At 38.9% G+C, this 19,149-nt stretch carries 14 protein-coding genes and 3 pseudogenes; 6 read left to right on the top strand and 11 right to left on the bottom strand.

Going from position 1 to position 19,149, the window contains the following annotated elements; translation table 11 throughout:
* Positions 1 to 25: 25 nt before the first annotated feature.
* Positions 26 to 2,617 (bottom strand): bifunctional uridylyltransferase/uridylyl-removing protein GlnD, encoded by a 2,592-nt coding sequence (gene glnD / locus HMPREF2813_RS06725; RefSeq protein ID WP_014550650.1) that lies wholly within the window; start codon positions 2,615 to 2,617, stop codon positions 26 to 28.
* A gap of 93 nt (positions 2,618 to 2,710) precedes the next feature.
* A complete protein-coding gene (gene map / locus HMPREF2813_RS06730; protein ID WP_005649958.1) occupies positions 2,711 to 3,517 on the bottom strand; it encodes a type I methionyl aminopeptidase in 807 nt (268 codons plus the stop codon).
* Between the two features lie 135 nt (positions 3,518 to 3,652).
* Here map and erpA point away from each other — a divergent pair, with 135 nt between their 5' ends.
* The 5 genes from erpA to argG all read left to right on the top strand — a co-directional run bounded on the left by erpA (position 3,653) and on the right by argG (position 9,238).
* Entirely contained in the window at positions 3,653 to 3,997 is a 345-nt protein-coding gene (gene erpA, locus HMPREF2813_RS06735) for an iron-sulfur cluster insertion protein ErpA (RefSeq protein ID WP_005654936.1), read from the top strand.
* Between the two features lies 1 nt (position 3,998).
* Positions 3,999 to 4,352: a YacL family protein gene (locus HMPREF2813_RS06740; RefSeq protein ID WP_011272764.1), complete on the top strand. Its 354-nt coding sequence runs from the start codon at positions 3,999 to 4,001 to the stop codon at positions 4,350 to 4,352.
* A gap of 6 nt (positions 4,353 to 4,358) precedes the next feature.
* Positions 4,359 to 6,704 (top strand): penicillin-binding protein 1B, encoded by a 2,346-nt coding sequence (gene mrcB, locus HMPREF2813_RS06745; RefSeq protein WP_014550649.1) that lies wholly within the window; start codon positions 4,359 to 4,361, stop codon positions 6,702 to 6,704.
* Between the two features lie 171 nt (positions 6,705 to 6,875).
* Positions 6,876 to 7,748 (top strand): phosphoribosylaminoimidazolesuccinocarboxamide synthase, encoded by an 873-nt coding sequence (locus HMPREF2813_RS06750; RefSeq protein ID WP_014550648.1) that lies wholly within the window; start codon positions 6,876 to 6,878, stop codon positions 7,746 to 7,748.
* Between the two features lie 155 nt (positions 7,749 to 7,903).
* Positions 7,904 to 9,238 (top strand): argininosuccinate synthase, encoded by a 1,335-nt coding sequence (gene argG, locus HMPREF2813_RS06755; RefSeq protein WP_014550647.1) that lies wholly within the window; start codon positions 7,904 to 7,906, stop codon positions 9,236 to 9,238.
* Between the two features lie 70 nt (positions 9,239 to 9,308).
* On the opposite strand, the pseudogene HMPREF2813_RS09640 reads toward argG, so the two are convergent.
* The 5 genes and pseudogenes from HMPREF2813_RS09640 to HMPREF2813_RS06780 form a co-directional block, all read right to left on the bottom strand.
* Positions 9,309 to 10,298, bottom strand: a pseudogene (locus tag HMPREF2813_RS09640) (NRAMP family divalent metal transporter); the annotation flags it as partial.
* Between the two features lie 3 nt (positions 10,299 to 10,301).
* A pseudogene (gene pxpB / locus HMPREF2813_RS09960) lies at positions 10,302 to 10,790 on the bottom strand (5-oxoprolinase subunit PxpB); the annotation flags it as partial.
* 232 nt (positions 10,791 to 11,022) lie between these two features.
* A pseudogene (locus HMPREF2813_RS10155) lies at positions 11,023 to 11,871 on the bottom strand (YadA family autotransporter adhesin); the annotation flags it as partial.
* 1 nt (position 11,872) lies between these two features.
* Positions 11,873 to 13,852, bottom strand: coding sequence for an exoribonuclease II (gene rnb, locus HMPREF2813_RS06775; RefSeq protein WP_014550644.1), 1,980 nt, complete (start codon positions 13,850 to 13,852; stop codon positions 11,873 to 11,875).
* 80 nt (positions 13,853 to 13,932) lie between these two features.
* The gene (locus HMPREF2813_RS06780; protein WP_014550643.1) at positions 13,933 to 14,721 is read right to left on the bottom strand and encodes an enoyl-ACP reductase FabI; all 789 of its coding nucleotides are present in this window, start codon (positions 14,719 to 14,721) and stop codon (positions 13,933 to 13,935) included.
* Between the two features lie 178 nt (positions 14,722 to 14,899).
* On the opposite strand from HMPREF2813_RS06780, the gene prfC reads away from it, so the two are divergent.
* The gene (gene prfC, locus HMPREF2813_RS06785; protein WP_013525630.1) at positions 14,900 to 16,483 is read left to right on the top strand and encodes a peptide chain release factor 3; all 1,584 of its coding nucleotides are present in this window, start codon (positions 14,900 to 14,902) and stop codon (positions 16,481 to 16,483) included.
* A 75-nt stretch (positions 16,484 to 16,558) separates the two neighbouring features.
* Here the strand turns inward: prfC and HMPREF2813_RS06790 are convergent, their stop codons facing one another.
* The 4 genes from HMPREF2813_RS06790 to HMPREF2813_RS06805 all read right to left on the bottom strand — a co-directional run bounded on the left by HMPREF2813_RS06790 (position 16,559) and on the right by HMPREF2813_RS06805 (position 18,894).
* Complete coding sequence (locus HMPREF2813_RS06790) at positions 16,559 to 16,792, bottom strand: YgjV family protein (RefSeq protein WP_005649925.1); 234 nt, start codon at positions 16,790 to 16,792, stop codon at positions 16,559 to 16,561.
* Between the two features lie 102 nt (positions 16,793 to 16,894).
* Complete coding sequence (locus HMPREF2813_RS06795; protein WP_005658306.1) at positions 16,895 to 17,224, bottom strand: branched-chain amino acid transporter permease; 330 nt, start codon at positions 17,222 to 17,224, stop codon at positions 16,895 to 16,897.
* Entirely contained in the window at positions 17,221 to 17,955 is a 735-nt protein-coding gene (gene azlC / locus HMPREF2813_RS06800; protein WP_014550642.1) for an azaleucine resistance protein AzlC, read from the bottom strand. Before azlC ends, HMPREF2813_RS06795 begins: the two co-directional genes overlap by 4 nt.
* Positions 17,956 to 17,964: 9 nt before the next feature.
* Positions 17,965 to 18,894, bottom strand: coding sequence for a LysR family transcriptional regulator (locus HMPREF2813_RS06805; RefSeq protein WP_005688068.1), 930 nt, complete (start codon positions 18,892 to 18,894; stop codon positions 17,965 to 17,967).
* Positions 18,895 to 19,149: the final 255 nt, after the last annotated feature.

The raw sequence follows: 19,149 nt of genomic DNA on the forward strand, positions 1-19,149 counted from the left end.
TAGAAATATATTTTTATAAAAAGGACTATCCAATATTTCGATACAGCACGTTACGTAATATTTCTCTTTGTTGAGAATCCAGAGCTTGCCCAAATTGGTTCGTCAAAATAAAAAAATCCTCGGCTTTTTCGCCTACGGTGGTAATTTTCGCATTTAATAAATTTAGATTTAACTCAGTAAAAATCTGGCTCACTTGGGCTAATAAACCGGGTTTATCCAAGGCAACCAGTTCCATTTCAGTATGTTCTTTTTTGTTTTCATGTAAAAAACGCACGTCGGTTTGTACAATAAAATGTTGAAGCTGACGATTCGGCGTAATAGAAAGTGCGGGCAATTTTTCACTTTGAAGGGCTAATGTTAGAGCTTGCTCTAGTTCTCGGCGACGATCAAATTCCACTAATTCACCGTTAAGTTCTGTGATGATAAAGCTATCAAAAACATAACCATCTTGTGTCGTAATAATCTGCGCATCGTGGATACTGAATTTTTTTGCGCCAATGGTACTCACCACTTTATTAAATAAGTGCGGTTGGTCTTGGCAATAAATAAACACTTCTGTGCCGCCAAGTGAAAAGCGATTACTAATTTTCACTAATAATGCCTCAACGAAATCCACCAGCAAACTTGTATGCCACGCAATTTGTTTTGGCGTATTACGCACAAAATAATCTTCTGGACAACGAGTCCATAATTTCTCAATAGAGATTGGTGCAATATCGGAATAATCCTGCGTTAAAATTTGCTGTGCAAGTTTTCGGTTTTCTGCCGATTTTTCTGAATAATCAAGCAATTCTTTCATGCCTTGTGAAAATTGCCGTCCTGTAAATTCATATAAAGAGGCAAAAAGCGAACGTTTCCAGCTATTCCATAAATTACCATTGGTTGCACAAATATCCGCCACCGTTAAACAGGTCAGATAATCTAATCGAACTTGATTTTGCACGGCTTCCGCAAAATTCATAACCACTTCAGGATCATGAATATCACGGCGTTGTGCCGTAATTGACATCAGCAAATGGGATTGAACTAGCCAAGCAAGGGTATCAATTTCTCGGCGATCTAAACCATGTAATTGCGCAAAGTCTGCCACATCTTCTGCGCCAAGTTCTGCGTGATCACCGCCCCGCCCTTTTGCAATATCGTGGAACAACGCCGCAATATAAAGTAAAGTGCGGTCAGAAAGTTGGCTAAAAATTCGATGAGCAATAGGATGTTCTTGTGCACTTTCCTGTGACAGAAAACTTTCCAATTTCAACATCACGCGCAATGTATGCTCATCCACCGTATAAATATGGAACAAATCAAATTGCATTAAGCCCTCAATGGCTTGCCATTGCGGAAGATAAGCTGTTAATACGCCATATTGGTGCATCGGCATAAACGCACGCTTAATTGCATTAGGTTGATTAAACAAACGTAGAAATTTTTCTCGAGCTGCAGGAATTTCGCATAATTTTTGTGGTAATTGATCTAAGGAAATTTGTAATTGACGCAAAGTATCAGAATGAATATTGGCCTGTTCGTACTGCGTTAAATAAAAGAATAGATCTAAAATTCGCGCTGGTTTTTCTTGAAAAACACGACTATTACGCAAACATAAACATTGATTAATCAGTTGAAAATCATCGTCTAATTGGTCAATCACAGTAGCCTTATTTGATGAAAGCACATTTTCTCGATAATGCTGAATCAGCAAATTACTAATCAGCGAAATTCGGTGCAATGCTTGGAAAAAACATTTCATCATTTTTTCCACAGCTGGATTGCCTTCCCCTCGAAAGCCCAACAATTCACTAACTTTAATTTGGCGATCAAACAACAGACGATTATCGTAACGTTTCAAAATCAAATGCAAAGCGAACCGCACTTTAAATAAAAATGCACGGCTTTCTTGTAGTTGCTGATATTCTTGAGGATAAATAAAACCACTTTGTAAAATGGCCTCAAGAGTCAAAGCCCCCGAATGACGCAACGCCACCCAATACAACAAATGCAAATCACGCAAGCCACCAGGGCTGTACTTAATATCTGGCTCAAGGTTATAAGCCGTATTGTGATAACGCTGATAACGTTCTATTTGCTCTTGCACTTTGGCATTAAAAAAATCTTCTTTCGACCAAAAATCAGCACGTTTTACCAATTCATTTAGCGCATCAAAGTGCGGTCGATTTCCAGTGAGAAATCTTGCTTCTAATAAATTGGTGGCAATCGTAATATCTTGTTTTCCTTCCGATTCGCATTGTGCTAAGGTTCGAACACTATTTCCCACCTCAAAGCCACAATCCCATAAAAATTGGATAAATTGAGTAATTTTTTCTTCAATCTCAGGGATTGGGGTTTGCTCGACTAAAATCAAAAAATCTAAATCCGACAAAGGAAACATATCACGCCGTCCATAACCGCCCACCGCAATTAAAGAAATCTCCTGTTGTTCACTTAACTCCATTTCCTGCCAAAGTTGAATCAATAAGGCATCATAAAAATCACAGCGATTTTCAATAAGCTCAAAAATGGAATAACAAGAAAAATTCTCGAGCTCAAATTGCTTGAGATTTTCTCGCTCAATTTTGACCGCACTTGGCGTTAAAGGAGAAGATAGCGTCGGAGAAAACAGCATATGAATTGCCTTTTATTAGATCTAAGTCGTTTTATTATAAAGAAAAACAAAAAGGGCGTATATCTACGCCCTTATCTTATAATTTAATGTCAATTACACATTCACCATAATCCGTGAAATTCGCCCTTCTGCAATTTCTTCATCGCGAATAGTCATCACTTCACAACCAGTTTCGGTGACAACAAGTTGATGTTCATATTGTGCTGAATGGCTGCGATCTTTGGTTTTTACTGTCCAACCATCTCCCATTACGCGCACTTCTTTTTTGCCCGCATTAATCATTGGCTCAATGGTAAACACCATTCCGGGTTTTAAAATTACACCGCCATCATCGGCGTAATAATGCAATACTTGAGGTTCGCAGTGAAATTCCGTACCAACGCCGTGTCCGCAATATTCACGCACAACGCTGAAAGTCTGGCTTTCCGTATATTTTTGCACAGCTTTACCTATTTCATTTAAACGAATATCGGGTTTTACAGTGCGTATCCCAACATATAATGCTTCTTGTGCCGCTTCCACTAATTTTTTACTACGAATATTTGTTTCTCCGCCCACGATATACATTTTTGAGTTATCGCCAAAATAACCGTCTTTAATCACGGTAACATCAATATTCACAATATCGCCATTTTTTAACACTTTATCGTCACTTGGAATACCGTGACAAACGACTTCGTTAATGGAAATACAGGTCGCCTTTGGGAAACCGTGATAATTCAAACAAGCAGGAATAACCTTTTGTTCATTTACCATATATTCATGGCAAATTCGATCAAGTTCACCTGTAGTTACACCTGCTTTTACGTAAGGTTCAATCATCACCAGCACATCCGAAGCCAATTTGCAGGCCTCACGCAGTTTTACAATTTCTTTTTCAGTTCTAATTGGAATAGCCATTTTTATCTCACTTTTTTGAAAAAACTTTGCGAGATTATAGCACGATTTCTAGGAAAAAACTGGATTACACTTGAATGGAGTAAAGGGTTATTAGATAATGGCGGGATTGAAATTTTAGGAAAGTAGGAAATAGTTATGATAGATGATATTGCGGTGCCACTGACATTTACTGATGCAGCGGCAAATAAAGTAAAAAGTTTAATCAGCGAAGAAGAAAATACTGATTTGAAATTACGCGTGTATATCACAGGGGGTGGTTGCAGCGGTTTCCAATATGGTTTTACCTTTGATGAAAAAGTCAATGACGGCGATTTAACCATTGAAAAATCAGGGGTTCAACTTGTGATTGACCCGATGAGCTTACAGTATTTAATCGGCGGTACAGTCGATTATACTGAGGGTTTAGAGGGTTCACGTTTTACTGTAAATAATCCAAATGCCACCAGCACTTGTGGCTGTGGTTCATCCTTTAGTATCTAAGATGGATTTTCAATTTACACATTATCAAGGCAATGTATCTGTCAAATGTTCAATGGAACACATTGCCCTTGCTAACTGGTTCAACACAGAAGTCCGGTCAAATTCAGACAAGATTTTAACCGCACTTTCCACTGCAAAATCACTTATTGAAAATCAAGAAAAAGTCTTAGTCGGTGCGGAATATACATTATTTTTAAATGCTGATGAAGTAATGGTGCGTGCCAACAATCTCGCCATTGAATCAGATGAAATTTTAGAACAAGATTTCCATTATTATGACGAAGAAAGCCTTGCTTTTTGCGGTACGCAAGATTTTATTCATTTTCTCCAATCTTATGTTGATTTTATTGCTTAACTCACTATGACTTCTCAACACTCCGCTAAAAAATCATCGAAAAACACGCCAAAAAATAACCGCACTTTTAAAGGTTTTTTACTTAAATTTAGTTTCACTGCACTTGTCTTAACGATTTTTTACGGCGGTTATCTTGATTGGCAAATTCGTTCTAAAATGGACGGTCAAATTTGGCATTTGCCTGCGGAAGTTTATAGTCGCTTAGAAAGTGTGAAAATTGCCGATAATCTCGCTTTTGATGAAGTCATTCAAATTTTATTAGATAACGAATATCGCCAAACTACAATGGTTGCCGCCCCTGGCGATTTCAAATTAGAAGATGATAGCATTGTAGTATTTCGCCGTGCTTTTCCTTTCCCCGATAAAGCAGAACCTCAGCGAGTTTTACGCTTGCGTTTTAACAATAATAAGTTATCTCGCATTGAAGATTTAGTGACGGTCAAAACTGTTGATGAATTTCGTCTTGCACCAAAGTTGATTGCGATGTTGCAATCAGACAACGAAGATCGCCTTGCTATTCCTTTACAAAATTATCCCCGTTTATTAATTGATACATTAATTTTAACGGAAGATCGCCGCTTTTATGAACATAATGGCATTAATCCAGTGGGGATTTTACGTGCATTAATTGCCAATATTCGTGCAGGTCAAACGGTACAGGGCGGCAGTACACTCACTCAACAATTAGTGAAAAATTTATTTTTATCACGCAAACGCACCATTACACGCAAAGCTAACGAAGCCTTGATGTCATTGGTGTTAGATTGGCGTTACGATAAAAACCGAATTCTCGAAACCTATCTCAATGAAATTTATCTCGGGCAAAATGGCGATACGCAAATTCACGGTTTTGAATTAGCCAGCCAATTTTATTTTGGACGTTCGATTCGTGAAATTAGCTTAGATCAAATTGCCCTTTTAGTGGGGATGGTCAAAGGGCCTTCACTTTATAATCCGTGGCGTAATCCACAAAACGCGCTCGAACGTCGCAACATTGTTTTAAAGCTAATGCTTGAACATAAAATGATCGGCGATGAACTTTATCAATTATTAAGTCAGCGACCCTTAGGTGTGCAAAAGAAAGGGCAAATCTCGCGTAAATACCCTGCGTTTATTCAAACTTTACAAGCAGATTTACGCCGTGAACTGGGCGAACACAAAATATCGAGCTTACTTGGCGCACGTATTTTTTCCACAATGGATTTAAAACAACAAGCTCAAGCAGAAAATGCAGTGGTCAATACCGTTTCGCAATTACAACTGAAAACGAAAAATCCCCATTTAGAGGGGGCGATGATTATAACGGATTATCGCACAGGCGAAATTCGTGCAGTAGTTGGCGGTTTACAAACGCAATATGCAGGCTTTAATCGTGCATTAATGGCAAAACGTCAGATTGGTTCTTTAGTAAAACCTTCTATTTATTTGACCGCACTTTCTAACCCAGAACAGTTCCGTTTAAATACCCCAATTAATAACCAACCAATTACGATTAATGACAAAGGTAGTCCTCCGTGGCAGCCACGCAACTATGACAAAAAATATAGTGGTTCAGTAATGTTAATGGATGCCTTAGCACGTTCTTTAAATATTCCTACTGTGAATATTGGAATGAAAGTCGGCTTGAGCAAAGTTATTGACACGCAAAAAGCGATGGGCTGGGACAACGTGGAAATTCCTAAAGTGCCTGCGATGTTGCTCGGTTCTTATACCATCTCGCCTTATGATGTCACAAAACTTTATCAAACCCTTGCCAATCAAGGTGGGAGAATTGTGCTTACAACCGTCGATAGTATTGCAGATCGTCAAGGTAACCTAATTTTTCAACACGATAAAAGTGCAAAACAAGTGGTGCCACAAGAAGCGGCATTCCAAACCTTATTTGCAATGCAACAAACTGTTGAACGAGGCACTGCACGTAGTTTGCAAAAGGATTACGCTGATTTACATTTAGCAGGCAAAACAGGCACAACCAATGAATCGCGCGATACGTGGTTTGTGGGAATTGACGGAAAAAATATCAGCACCGTCTGGCTTGGTCGCGATGATAACGGCGAAACAAAACTGACTGGTGCTTCTGGCGCATTGCAAATTTATAAAGATTATTTAAACCGTACAAATATTGAAAAATTAACAATTACTCCCCCTACAACAGTGAAATGGGTGGGGATAAATCAATACGGTGACTGGGATTGTGAGAGTTATCGAACAATTCCTGTTTGGCTAAATAATGGTCAGAATTTCTGTGGCGAAACATCATCTCCCTCTCTCACGCCAACAACTGAAACAGAAACACCACCACAAGAAAGCCTGTGGGACGTATTGGATAATCCCAATCCACCCGCTCAATAATTAAGCCGTAGGATTTACTAAATTTCCAATAATAAACATTTTCCCCCTATACTTCCCCTGACATTTCAGAGGATTTTTATTTCTTTTTAAAAATAGCAAACGTTTGCTTTATTTGATTTAAAAGTGCGGTACAATACGCACCAGTTTTTACTTTCATACAGGTGCAAAACAATGACACAACAACTCCCCATTTTAAGTCTAAAAAAAATCTATTCAGGCAAAGTACGCGATCTCTATGAAATCGATGATAAACGCATGCTAATGGTTGCTTCTGACCGCTTATCTGCCTTTGATGTTATTTTAGATGATCCCATTCCACGAAAAGGCGAAATCCTAACTCAAATTTCCAATTTTTGGTTTAATAAACTTGCTCACATTATGCCCAATCATTTCACTGGTGAGAGTGTTTATGATGTGTTACCAAAAGAAGAAGCGGATTTAATCAAAGATCGCGCCGTCGTGTGTAAACGTTTAACACCAATTAAAATTGAATCTATCGTACGTGGTTATTTAACTGGCAGTGGTTTAAAAGATTACAAACAAACTGGCACGATTTGCGGATTAAAATTGCCTGAAGGCTTGGTGGAAGCGAGTAAATTACCCGAAGCTATTTTCACGCCATCAAGCAAAGAAGAAGTTGGCAACCACGATATAAATATCAGCTATGCAGAATGCGAAAAACTTATCGGGGCTGATTTAGCCGCACAAGTAAAAGAAAAAGCTATCGCACTTTATACCGTGGCTGCAGAATATGCACTGACTAAAGGGATTATTATTTGTGACACAAAATTTGAATTTGGTTTAGATGAAAATGGCACGCTTACCTTAATGGATGAAGTATTAACACCAGACTCTAGCCGTTTTTGGTCTGTGGATACTTACCAAGCAGGAACAAATCCCCCATCATTCGATAAACAATTTGTGCGCGATTGGTTAGAAAATAGCGGCTGGAATAAACAAGCTCCCGCACCAAAAGTGCCAGAAAATATTATTCAGAAAACCGTTGATAAATATCAAGAAGCACTGGATTTATTAACAAAATGAAAATTAGGATTTTTTATGCATAAAGCTAAATAAAGATTTTTGCTTTTAATGTACAAAACACTAGACAAAGAGGAAAAGTGCGGTTATACTTTATCGAATTTTTATTCATAAAAATCGATTATTTATTCAATTCTAATTATTAGTAAGGAAAATATATGTCAAATACTATTCTACAGAATTTACCTAAAGGACAAAAAGTGGGGATCGCTTTCTCTGGTGGTTTAGACACTAGCGCAGCATTACTTTGGATGCGTCAAAAAGGCGCAGTGCCTTATGCCTACACCGCTAATTTAGGGCAACCCGATGAAGATGATTACAATGCAATCCCTAAAAAAGCCATGGCGTATGGTGCAGAAAACGCGCGATTAATTGATTGTCGTGCTCAGCTTGCTCATGAAGGCATTGCCGCAATTCAATGTGGTGCATTCCATATTTCTACAGGCGGCATTCCTTACTTCAATACAACGCCTCTTGGTCGCGCAGTAACAGGCACAATGCTCGTTGCAGCAATGAAAGAAGATGATGTAAACATTTGGGGCGACGGCTCCACTTTCAAAGGGAATGATATTGAGCGTTTCTATCGTTATGGTTTATTAACAAACCCAAATTTAAAAATCTATAAACCTTGGTTAGATGCACAATTTATTGAAGAACTTGGCGGTCGTTTAGAAATGTCTCAATTCCTTATCGAAAATGGTTTTGACTATAAAATGTCCGTTGAAAAAGCCTATTCCACTGATTCCAATATGCTCGGCGCAACCCATGAAGCAAAAGACTTAGAACAATTAAGCACAGGAATGAAAATTGTTAAGCCGATTATGGGTGTCGCATTTTGGGATGAAAAGGTTGAAATTAAACCTGAAACAGTCACCGTCACTTTTGAAGAAGGTGTCCCTGTGGCATTAAATGGTAAACGTTTTGATAATGCAGTTGATATTATTCTGGAAGCCAATCGTATCGGTGGTCGTCATGGTTTAGGAATGTCAGACCAAATCGAAAATCGTATTATTGAAGCCAAATCTCGTGGTATTTATGAAGCACCAGGGATGGCATTATTACATATCGCTTACGAACGTTTAGTCACAGGTATTCACAATGAAGACACCATCGAACAATATCGTATTAATGGCATTCGTTTAGGTCGTTTGTTATATCAAGGTCGTTGGTTTGATCCGCAAGCATTAATGTTGCGTGAAACAGCACAACGTTGGGTGGCAAAAGCAATTACAGGCACAGTAACCCTTGAACTTCGTCGTGGTAACGACTTCACAATTTTAAATACCGAATCGCCAAACTTAACCTACGAAGCAGAGCGTTTAAGTATGGAAAAAGTGGAAGATGCGCCATTTGATCCAATTGATCGTATCGGTCAATTAACAATGCGTAATTTAGATGTATCAGACACCCGCGGTAAACTTAGCATCTATGCACAAACAGGTTTATTAAGCGCAATTAAAGATTCCGTATTGCCACAATTAGGCAAAAAATAAATAATAAAATCTGCATTTCAATGACTGATATTTAACATCATGAAATGCAGATTCTTTCACAAAATATTAGTTAGCTAAAAAAACTAGAAATATAAGAAATAATCGTTTTTCCACTTAATATTGCCATAATAATCACAACAAACCAGCCTGAAAAAGCTAAAAAAACAGGGTGTTTATAAGTGCCAACAATATCACTTCTGTAAGCAGCTAACAAAATTAATGCCAATGCAATTGGCAATATTAAGCCATTTAATGTTCCCACAAAGACTAATACCGCAGCAGGTTTTCCCACAGTGACTAAAACAACAGTAGAAATCACAATAAAAGCAATAATCCAACGATTACGATTGCGTTCAATGGTTGGACAAAGGGTCGTTAAGAAAGAAACTGAAGTATAAGCCGCACCAATAACAGATGTGACAGACGCAGCCCAAATAACCACTCCAAATAACACTTGACCAAAATTGCCTGCTACATATTCAAAAGGCGTTTCAGCTGGATTTTTAGGATTAAGAGACACACCTTTTGAGACCACACCAAGCACCGCAAGAAATAATACAACACGCATTGTTGAAGCAATTAAAATGGCTGAAACAGAACTACGGCTCACTTCAGCCATTGCTTTTTCGCCTTGAATGCCCGCATCTAATAAACGATGCGCGCCTGCAAAAGTAATATAACCGCCTACGGTTCCCCCCACTAATGTAACAATAGCAATAGGATCAATTTGTTCTGGAATAAAGGAATGATACGCTGCTTCAGCCACAGGTGGTTCAGTTTTAAACATTACATAAAATGTGAGCGCAACCATAATAAAGCCCATTAATTGCGCAAAACGATCCATTAATAAGCCTGCTTCTTTACGCAAAAAAATCAAAATAGCAATAATACCACTAATCACTGCGCCCATTTCTGGTGCTATACCAAAAATAGAATTTAAACCAAGCCCCGCGCCGCCAACATTACCAATATTAAAAGCCAGCCCGCCCATCACAATCAGCGCAGCAAGAAAATACCCTGCTTTCGGAAAAACCGCATTAGAAATATCTTGCGCGCGTTTGCGCCCCCCAATACCAACAGAACCAGAAGGAACAACCGTTCTTGGCGACGCGCGGCGCGGCGTGTGTAAATTTTCAGGTAAACCACCCAAATAAGGAAAACCCGCTTGGAAGCCAATCATATACACAGTATAAATAGGCTCACTGTGCATCTGAATAATCCGCTCTGGTGTTGTCTGATGAAATTTCGCTACATCAGATAAATCCTGACCTCGCTCTCCCCCATAAATAACAGGAATTTCAATATGACGCCCTTGAAAATCCGATACTTTCAACTCAGCCCAAAGTTGTTCTAAACGTTGCACAAGCGGCTTAAAATCCACGAAAAAATCGGTAAAAACCGTAAGATTATTCATTCCCAAGACAACTTCTACAATATCTTGTTCTGATTGCAATTGACGAGCAAACGCCCATAATTGGCGTTGTTGTTGAATGGAAGCTGGGGGTGGCAAAGAGCAAACCACCGCCGATTCACTGATCGGAACGATATTCATAAGATACCCTTTATATGATGTTATGTGATTTGTTATTTTTTTGTTACAGCTCTCTTTTAAAGGATATTTATAGATTTTGTCAAGTCTTTATTTTCATCTTTTTAATTCAATTTAAAAACATTACGCTTTAACCATCAAAAGGAAATTTAACACAAATTCATTTGGTTGAAACAATAATACCACCCATAAAAAAAGCGGCAAATGCCGCTTTTTGAAAGAGATAATCCAAACTTTACCACTGGTAACCAACACCAGCTGCAACGCCTGTTTTACCTTGGCTATTGGTTGTGCCTGACAAGCGAATAATCAATTTGCCATTATCGGAAATTCTTGATACCCCGATAGCTAAACCACTTTGACCTTGATAACTACTTCCCGCAATAGAAACCATTGATTTACCCGGCATAGAGGCTTGTGGTAACTGTGAAGCCGCTAATGCACTTGCTGTACCTGCATCTGCACGTTTGCCCACTTTATTCACTTGTCCAGCAAGGTTTGTTACCCCTTTTGCCACGGCATACAACTGACTGCCGTTAATCGCATCGGTGGAAGTGGCGGAAATTTCGCCTGCCGCGACGTTTTTAACTGCTTTATTACCCGCGCTAATGCCGTCTGAAGCCACTTTAATCTTGTCGGCATCAGTCGCCGCCGCACCATTCGCACCGCTTGCCCGCGTAATGGTAACCGTGTCCTTGTCTGCTTTGATGTTCAACAACTCGCCGTCTGTGGATTTAAATTTAAAATTCAAACCATTGCTTAAAGTTTGAGTTACCTTGCCGACGTCGGCATCGCTACCGCCATTGGCATAAGCATTGCTCGCGCTTAACGTAACCTGTTTGTTTTGCAAGGCTTTCAACTGCTTAAAGCTGACCGCATCGGTATCTTCCGTGCCTTCCGCAACATTGCTGATTTTCACCGGATTTGTACCGTTTGCCGATACCAATTTCACTTTAGTTTTCACCAGCTCGCCATTTTTGACTTTTTTATCCATATCCGCCGAACCGTCTTGCTTGGCTTCGTAATACCCATTGCCCACTTTCACAACGGTTTTGCCGTCTTCCGTAACATATTGGAACGGCAATTTATTGAAGTATTTCGCCCACAATACTGCGAGTTGCTTCTTTCACTTCTGTGAGTTTCACTTTCACAATGTCGCCTATTTTGTAAGTGCGTTCGCCTTTTATATAGAGGGCGAGTTCGTCAGGGTTTAGCTGTATTTCTTCTTTGTTGTTGTGCAACGTGGCGGCAGGAATAAATAGCGATGCACCATTTTCGAGCAGTTGTACGCGTAAGCCTGCACGCATTACATCTTGCACTTCTGCATTAAATTCCACATTTTCAGCCACTTTGTCAGCAAGATAACGGCAATATAGCCAATCGGCAATATCACGTTCCACTAGGCGATTTTGGCGGCGAGACTCTTGCAAACGTGCCAACACGTCATTTTGTGGTTTTTCATAAGGCTGTTTTGCCAGCACGGCTTTGATTAAGCGATGATTAACCATATCTGAATATTTGCGGATGGGCGATGTCCAAGTGGCATAGCCTTCTAAACCAAGACCAAAGTGCGGTGCTAATTCTGATTTAAATTCGGCGAAAGTTAAATAACGGCGTAAACGCAGTTCTAAATAATCGCTTTCGATGGGTTCAATATCGTGACGCATTTGGCAATAGCCGTTTAAGGTTGCTAAGTTTTCTACTGAATAACGTTCTGCCAGTTCAGTTTGATTTTGTTCATTGGCTAAATTTGCCATTAAGAAATGGTGCGCATTTTCTAAGTATTTTTTATCAAAACCGCTGTGGGCGTTGAAAATGCCTGTTTTTGCCTGTTCGTGTAAAAATTGGGCGGCGCAGATGTTGGCAATAATCATTGCTTCTTCCACAATTTGATTGGCAATGCGGCGATATTCTGCTTTGATTTCTTGCACTTTGCCGTTTTCTGCCAGCACAAAGGCATAATCGGGTTTTTCTTTAAAGAATAAGGAATGGGTTTTGCGCCATTGAATGCGAGCTTTGGTAAATTGATGTAGCCAGTGAATTTGTTGTGCTGTTTCTGGCGTTGCTGGCTGCCATGCATTGTCTGCCTGTTCTAAATAATCCGACACTTTGTTGTAAGTCAGTTTGGCTTTAGATTGTACATAAGCGGAAACAAAATTCGGTTTGGCTGTGATGTTGCCTGCAAGATCGGTTTCGATATAACAGACAAGTGCGGGGCGGGTTTCATTGGCGATTAAGGAACATAATTCATCGGATAATTCACGGGGTAACATTGGAATGTTAAAGCCCGGTAAATAATTTGTGAAGCAACGCTGTTTGGCTTCTTGTTCAATTTGAGAATCTAAGGCGATGTAAGCGGTTGGGTCAGCAATGGCGACCACTAATTTCCAGCCTGTTTGTGTGCTGTTTTGTGCTATGGGTTCGATATATAAGGCATCGTCCATATCCATTGTGCTTTCGGAATCAATGGTTACAAAATGAAGTGCGGTCAGATTTTCGCGTGTTTTTTGATCTAACATTTCATAAGATTCTGTGCCTTGCACGGGATGGCGCGATTGTTCGTGGCGTGCCAATGTGACCCACCAAGGGGCTAATTCATCATCAGCTCGGCAAATAAATTGATTAATTGTGGCGTAGAAAAAGCGATCGTCACGTAATGGATGGTTTTTTAAATTTGCGACGACCCAGTCGCCCTCTTGCAGTTCTTCTTTAACAGATTTCGCCTGTTGTGCGCCAATGGGTTGATTAATGCTTGGGTGATCCACCAGCACTTGTAATTTCTTGTCTTTATTGAACCGCACTTTTGCGATAAAACGTGTGAGCATTGGCTCAATTAAGGCTTCTGGCTCGGCTTGTTCTTTGTCGCCTTGTTTTTCAATAGTGGCTTTGATTTTGTCGCCATGCATCACTTTTTTCATTGATGGCGGTGCGATGAAATAGGTTTTTTTATCGCACTCTAAAAAACCGTAGGCTTTATCTGTGCTTTTTACCACGCCTTCTACATGCTCTTTGCTGTCGTAGATTTGTTGTTTAAGTTGTGCGAGTAGAGGATTATCTTGAAACATAGTTATTTTGAAATATCGTTATATTTTAAAAAAGCGAAAAGGCAGACTGAAAAGCCTGCCTAAAAAGAATGGAAGAAAAATTATTCTTCGCCTAATTCGCCCATTGCAGTGATGCTGAAACCTGCATCAACGTGAACGATTTCGCCAGTAATGCCAGAGGCTAAATCAGAGCATAAAAATGCCGCTGAGTTACCCACATCTTCGATAGTGACAGTGCGACGTAATGCGGCGGTTTTTTCAAAGGTGGAAAGCATTTTCTTGAAGTTTTTAATTCCTGATGCGGCTAAAGTGCGGATTGGGCCTGCAGAGATTGCATTCACACGAATACCTTCTTTCCCTAAATCTGCTGCCATCACGCGCGTTGCAGCTTCAAGAGACGCTTTCGCTAAACACATGACGTTGTAGTTAGGAATTGCACGTTCTGCACCTAAATAAGAAAGGGTTAATAATGCGGCATTTGGATTTAAATAAGGGCGTGCCGCTTGTGCCATTGCAACAAAGCTGTATGCGCTGATGTCGTGCGCGATACGATAGCCTTCACGAGTTGCCGCGTTTACGTAATCGCCGTCTAATTGATCACCTGGTGCAAATGCGATTGCGTGAACAAAACCATCAAATTTATCCCAACGATTACTTAATTCTGCAAAGCAGTTTTGGATGCTTTCATCGGTTGCCACATCTAAAGGAAGCACGATATCAGAACCAAATTCTTTGGCAAATTCTTCTACGCGCGGTTGTAATTTATCGTTTAAATAAGTGAAAGCAAGTTCTGCGCCTTGTTCTTTCATTGATTTTGCGATCCCGTAAGCGATGGAACGATTGCTTGCAAGACCTGTAACTAAAATGCGTTTACCTGTTAAGAAACCCATAATTTTTCCTATGTTGTTAGCGTAAAAAACTTGCGTAGTATAAGCGAAAATTTGTCTTTGTACAAAGCCGACCAATTTTTCTAAGAAAACCAACCGCACTTTATTTGCAAATTCGTTTGAGCAAAAACCTAAAATCAGCGAAAATAGCCCACATTTTTAATTGAACGAAGAAGAAACAATGAGTTATCCATTAGAAGAAGTTAATAAACGTCGCACTTTTGCGATTATTTCCCACCCTGATGCGGGTAAAACAACGATTACTGAAAAAGTACTTTTATACGGCAATGCAATTCAAACTGCTGGTTCTGTAAAAGGCAAAGGTTCGGCGGCTCACGCGAAATCTGACTGGATGGAAATGGAAAAACAACGTGGGATTTCGATTACCACTTCTGTGATGCAATTTCCTTATAATGATTGTTTAGTGAATTTGCTCGATACCCCCGGACACGAAGATTTCTCTGAAGATACTTACCGCACTTTAACCGCTGTGGATAGCTGTTTGATGGTTATTGACTCTGCCAAAGGGGTGGAGGAACGTACGATTAAGTTGATGGAAGTCACACGTTTACGTGATACGCCCATTATTACGTTTATGAATAAACTCGACCGTGATATTCGTGATCCGATGGAATTGTTAGATGAAGTGGAAAATGTGTTGAAAATTCGTTGTGCGCCAATTACTTGGCCAATTGGCTGTGGGAAGTTGTTTAAGGGCGTTTATCATCTTGCAAAAGATGAAACCTATTTATATCAATCAGGGCAGGGTTCAACCATTCAAGCAGTGCGTGTTGTTAAAGGCTTGAATAATCCTGAATTAGACGTTGCTGTTGGCGATGATTTAGCACAACAGCTTCGTGATGAATTGGAATTGGTGCAAGGCGCAAGTAATGAATTTGAGCAAGATGCCTTTATTAAGGGAGAGCTTACCCCTGTATTTTTCGGGACAGCATTAGGCAATTTTGGGGTGGATCATTTCCTTGATGGCTTAACACAATGGGCTCCGAAACCGCAATCTCGTCAAGCGGATACAAGAACAGTGGAAAGTGCGGAAGAAAAATTCAGTGGTTTTGTGTTTAAAATTCAAGCCAATATGGATCCGAAACACCGTGATAGAGTGGCGTTTATGCGTGTGGTTTCAGGCAAATATGAAAAAGGCATGAAACTAAAACATGTTCGAATTGGTAAAGATGTGGTCATTTCTGATGCGCTGACTTTTATGGCGGGCGATCGCGCTCACGCTGAAGAAGCTTACGCTGGTGATATTATTGGTTTACATAATCACGGTACGATCCAAATTGGCGATACGTTCACGCAAGGCGAAACGCTGAAATTTACAGGCATTCCAAATTTTGCACCAGAGTTGTTCCGTCGTATTCGTTTGAAAGATCCTCTTAAACAAAAACAACTGTTAAAAGGCTTGGTGCAACTTTCTGAAGAAGGTGCAGTGCAAGTGTTTCGTCCATTATTAAACAACGATTTAATTGTGGGGGCTGTGGGTGTGTTGCAGTTTGATGTGGTGGTTTCGCGTTTAAAAACTGAATATAACGTGGAAGCGATTTATGAAAATGTGAACGTTGCCACGGCTCGTTGGGTGGAATGTGCCGATGAGAAAAAATTTGAAGAATTTAAACGCAAAAATGAGCAAAATTTAGCCTTAGATGGCGGCGATAATTTAACCTATATCGCGCCAACAATGGTAAATCTAAATTTAGCTCAAGAACGTTATCCTGATGTCGTTTTTTACAAAACTCGCGAACATTAAAATGACAAAGTGCGGTAAAATTCTACCGCACTTTTCCAGAAAAAAAGCGTTGAAATTTAATTCAACGCTTTTCTTTTATTTAGAGAGATTTTCTTGTTTTAATCGCCAAAGTTGATAAATATTTACCACAACTAAAAAGGCATTTAATAATGCAACGGGATATGCTGTGATAATTACGCTGTAAATAACAAATAAAATCGCACCGATACTATTTACAATGCGTAAATGCACAATAGATTTAAATAAGAAAGATGCAGCAACAAAAAAAGTCGCCATATAACCTAAAAACTCAATAAAATTAAAGTCCATTATTTTGTTCTCTTTGATTAAAAATAAAAACGGTGGGTATGATAAAAGATTTTTAACGCAAGGAAAAGATAAGAAAAAGAAGCAACCGTTTGCAAGGGAAAATTATATAAAAATAAGTTGAACAAGAGCCATATAGAAAAGTGTGCCTACGGCAATAGATAGAAACATATTTTTCTTCCAGAAATGTAAGCCAAGCACGACTATCCCTGCAAGCAAATCAGGAATGCCGTGATAGCCAGTTAAAATCTCAATATTTTTATAGCAATAAACGACAAGCATACCAAACATTGCAGGGGGTAAAACTTTTCCAAGATAACGGATATATTGTGGAATGGGGCGATTAACAGGAAATACAAAAAATGGTAATAAACGTGTAAATTGTACCGCCACTATACAAATTCCGATGGTAATGATTTGTTCTATTAATGTCATTTTAAAGATTCCAATTTTGTTTCTAATTTAGTTATGCGCATAGTTAGAATTAACCAAATTCCAATTAATGTTGGAATTAAAAAATATTCTTTTCCTATAATAAGTAAAAAAACTAATGCGATGCCTAAACCTAAGAGAGAGCTTTCGTGGGATTTTTCTTTTAACCAATTTTCTGCAAAAATAACTAAGAATAGTGCTGTCATTGAAAATTCCACACCTTTTAAATTAAAAGGTAAAACAGTACCAAATAAATTCCCCATTGCTGCGCCAAGTACCCAATAAATATGCAAATATAAGCTCACAAAAAGCATATACCAGCCTTTATCTAAGTGCGGTGGGATTTTTGCCATATAATTTAGGGAAAAGGATTCATCTACAAGTGTTGTGATTAAATACCAGCGTTTTTTTCCTATATGTATGCCATATTTTTCTAGCATTGATATGCCATAAAAAATTTGGCGGGCACTAATCATTAAGGTAATTAATAATACGCTGATTGGAGAGAAAGGTGCAATAAGTGCGCCTGCTGCAATAAATTCAACAGAACCCGCATAAATAAGTAAAGCCATCAAAGTAGGATATAAAAATCCGAAACCAAGTGCTTTCATATAAATACCGTATGCTATGCCAAGAAATAAAAATCCTGCAATCATTGGTACGCTATAGGGAAAAGCAGCTTTAGCCGCTTCAGTAATTGGGTTAGGCTGTTGATTTTGTTGAGATAAATTCATTAATTATATCTATAAATTTAAAACAGAAAGTCCGGGTAAAGTTGAGAAACTTTGAGATTTGACTGTTTGATAAAAATCTTCTAAATAAGAAAGGGATTCATCTTCTTTGCGAATCGCGGCATATAAGTTGCTGTATAAGCCATTTTTTGTGATTTTTCTTGCCACAACATAACCTTTTTCCAAATAAGGCAAGGCAGCCCAATAAGGCACTGTGGCAATGCCGCGTTTGCTCGCAACAAGTTGAATCATTGCAATAGTAAGTTCTGTTGTACGGCGAGTAGGATTAATGCCTTTTGATTTAAGCACTTTACGCCATAGATCTAACATATCGTCAGGTACGGGGTAAGTTACCCAAGTTTCATCAATAAAATCTTCCGCTTCCCAAATATCTTTTTCTACTAAAGAATGATTTTTTGAGCAAATCCCAACCATTTCATAAGAAAAGAGCGGTTTAAAAATGACATCATCATTATGCTCTATTTCTGATACTATCGCCCAATCTGCTCGATGGGAAAGTAATAAACCAACGGGATCAGTATGAAAGCCAGATACAATATCCAGTTCTACTAGCCCCCAATGCTGACGGAATTCATCCATCGCTGGCATTAACCAATCAAAACAAGTATGGCATTCCACCGCTATACGTAGCTGTCCTGCATCGCCGTGTTTTACCCGTGCAAGATCACGTTCAGCATCAATCACTTTCGGTATTACTTCATTCGCAAGACGAATTAAACGCTCTCCCGCTGAAGTAAAACGAAGTGGATTACTTTTACGCTCAAATAAAGGCAAGCCAAATTGTTCTTCTATTAATTTAATTTGGTGAGAAAGTGCTGATTGGGTTAGATATACGCGCTTTGCAGCTAGAGAAACGCTGCCTGTCTCTTTTAAAGCCAATAAAGTTTTAAGATGTCTAAATTCTAGAAAGGTTGGTTTCATTAATAATATTCATATAAAATTAAGAATTAGGGAACCAGTATAATACATTAAAATTAGAAATATGCTAATTAATAAAATTAATTATTTAGATAATTATTTTAGTTAAAATAAAAAACCCCAGTCCTTAAACTGGGGTTCTATATTTATTCTTTATCTAATTTGTTTAATTCTGTTTTTACTTAATTTAATTTTATCTATCTTAGATAGATTTATATTTATATTTTTTATTTGGTAACCTGGCGGTGCCCTACTCTC

It is taken from the genome of Haemophilus sp. HMSC066A11 (assembly GCF_001811665.1).
Classification (GTDB): Bacteria; Pseudomonadota; Gammaproteobacteria; order Enterobacterales; family Pasteurellaceae; genus Haemophilus; species Haemophilus influenzae.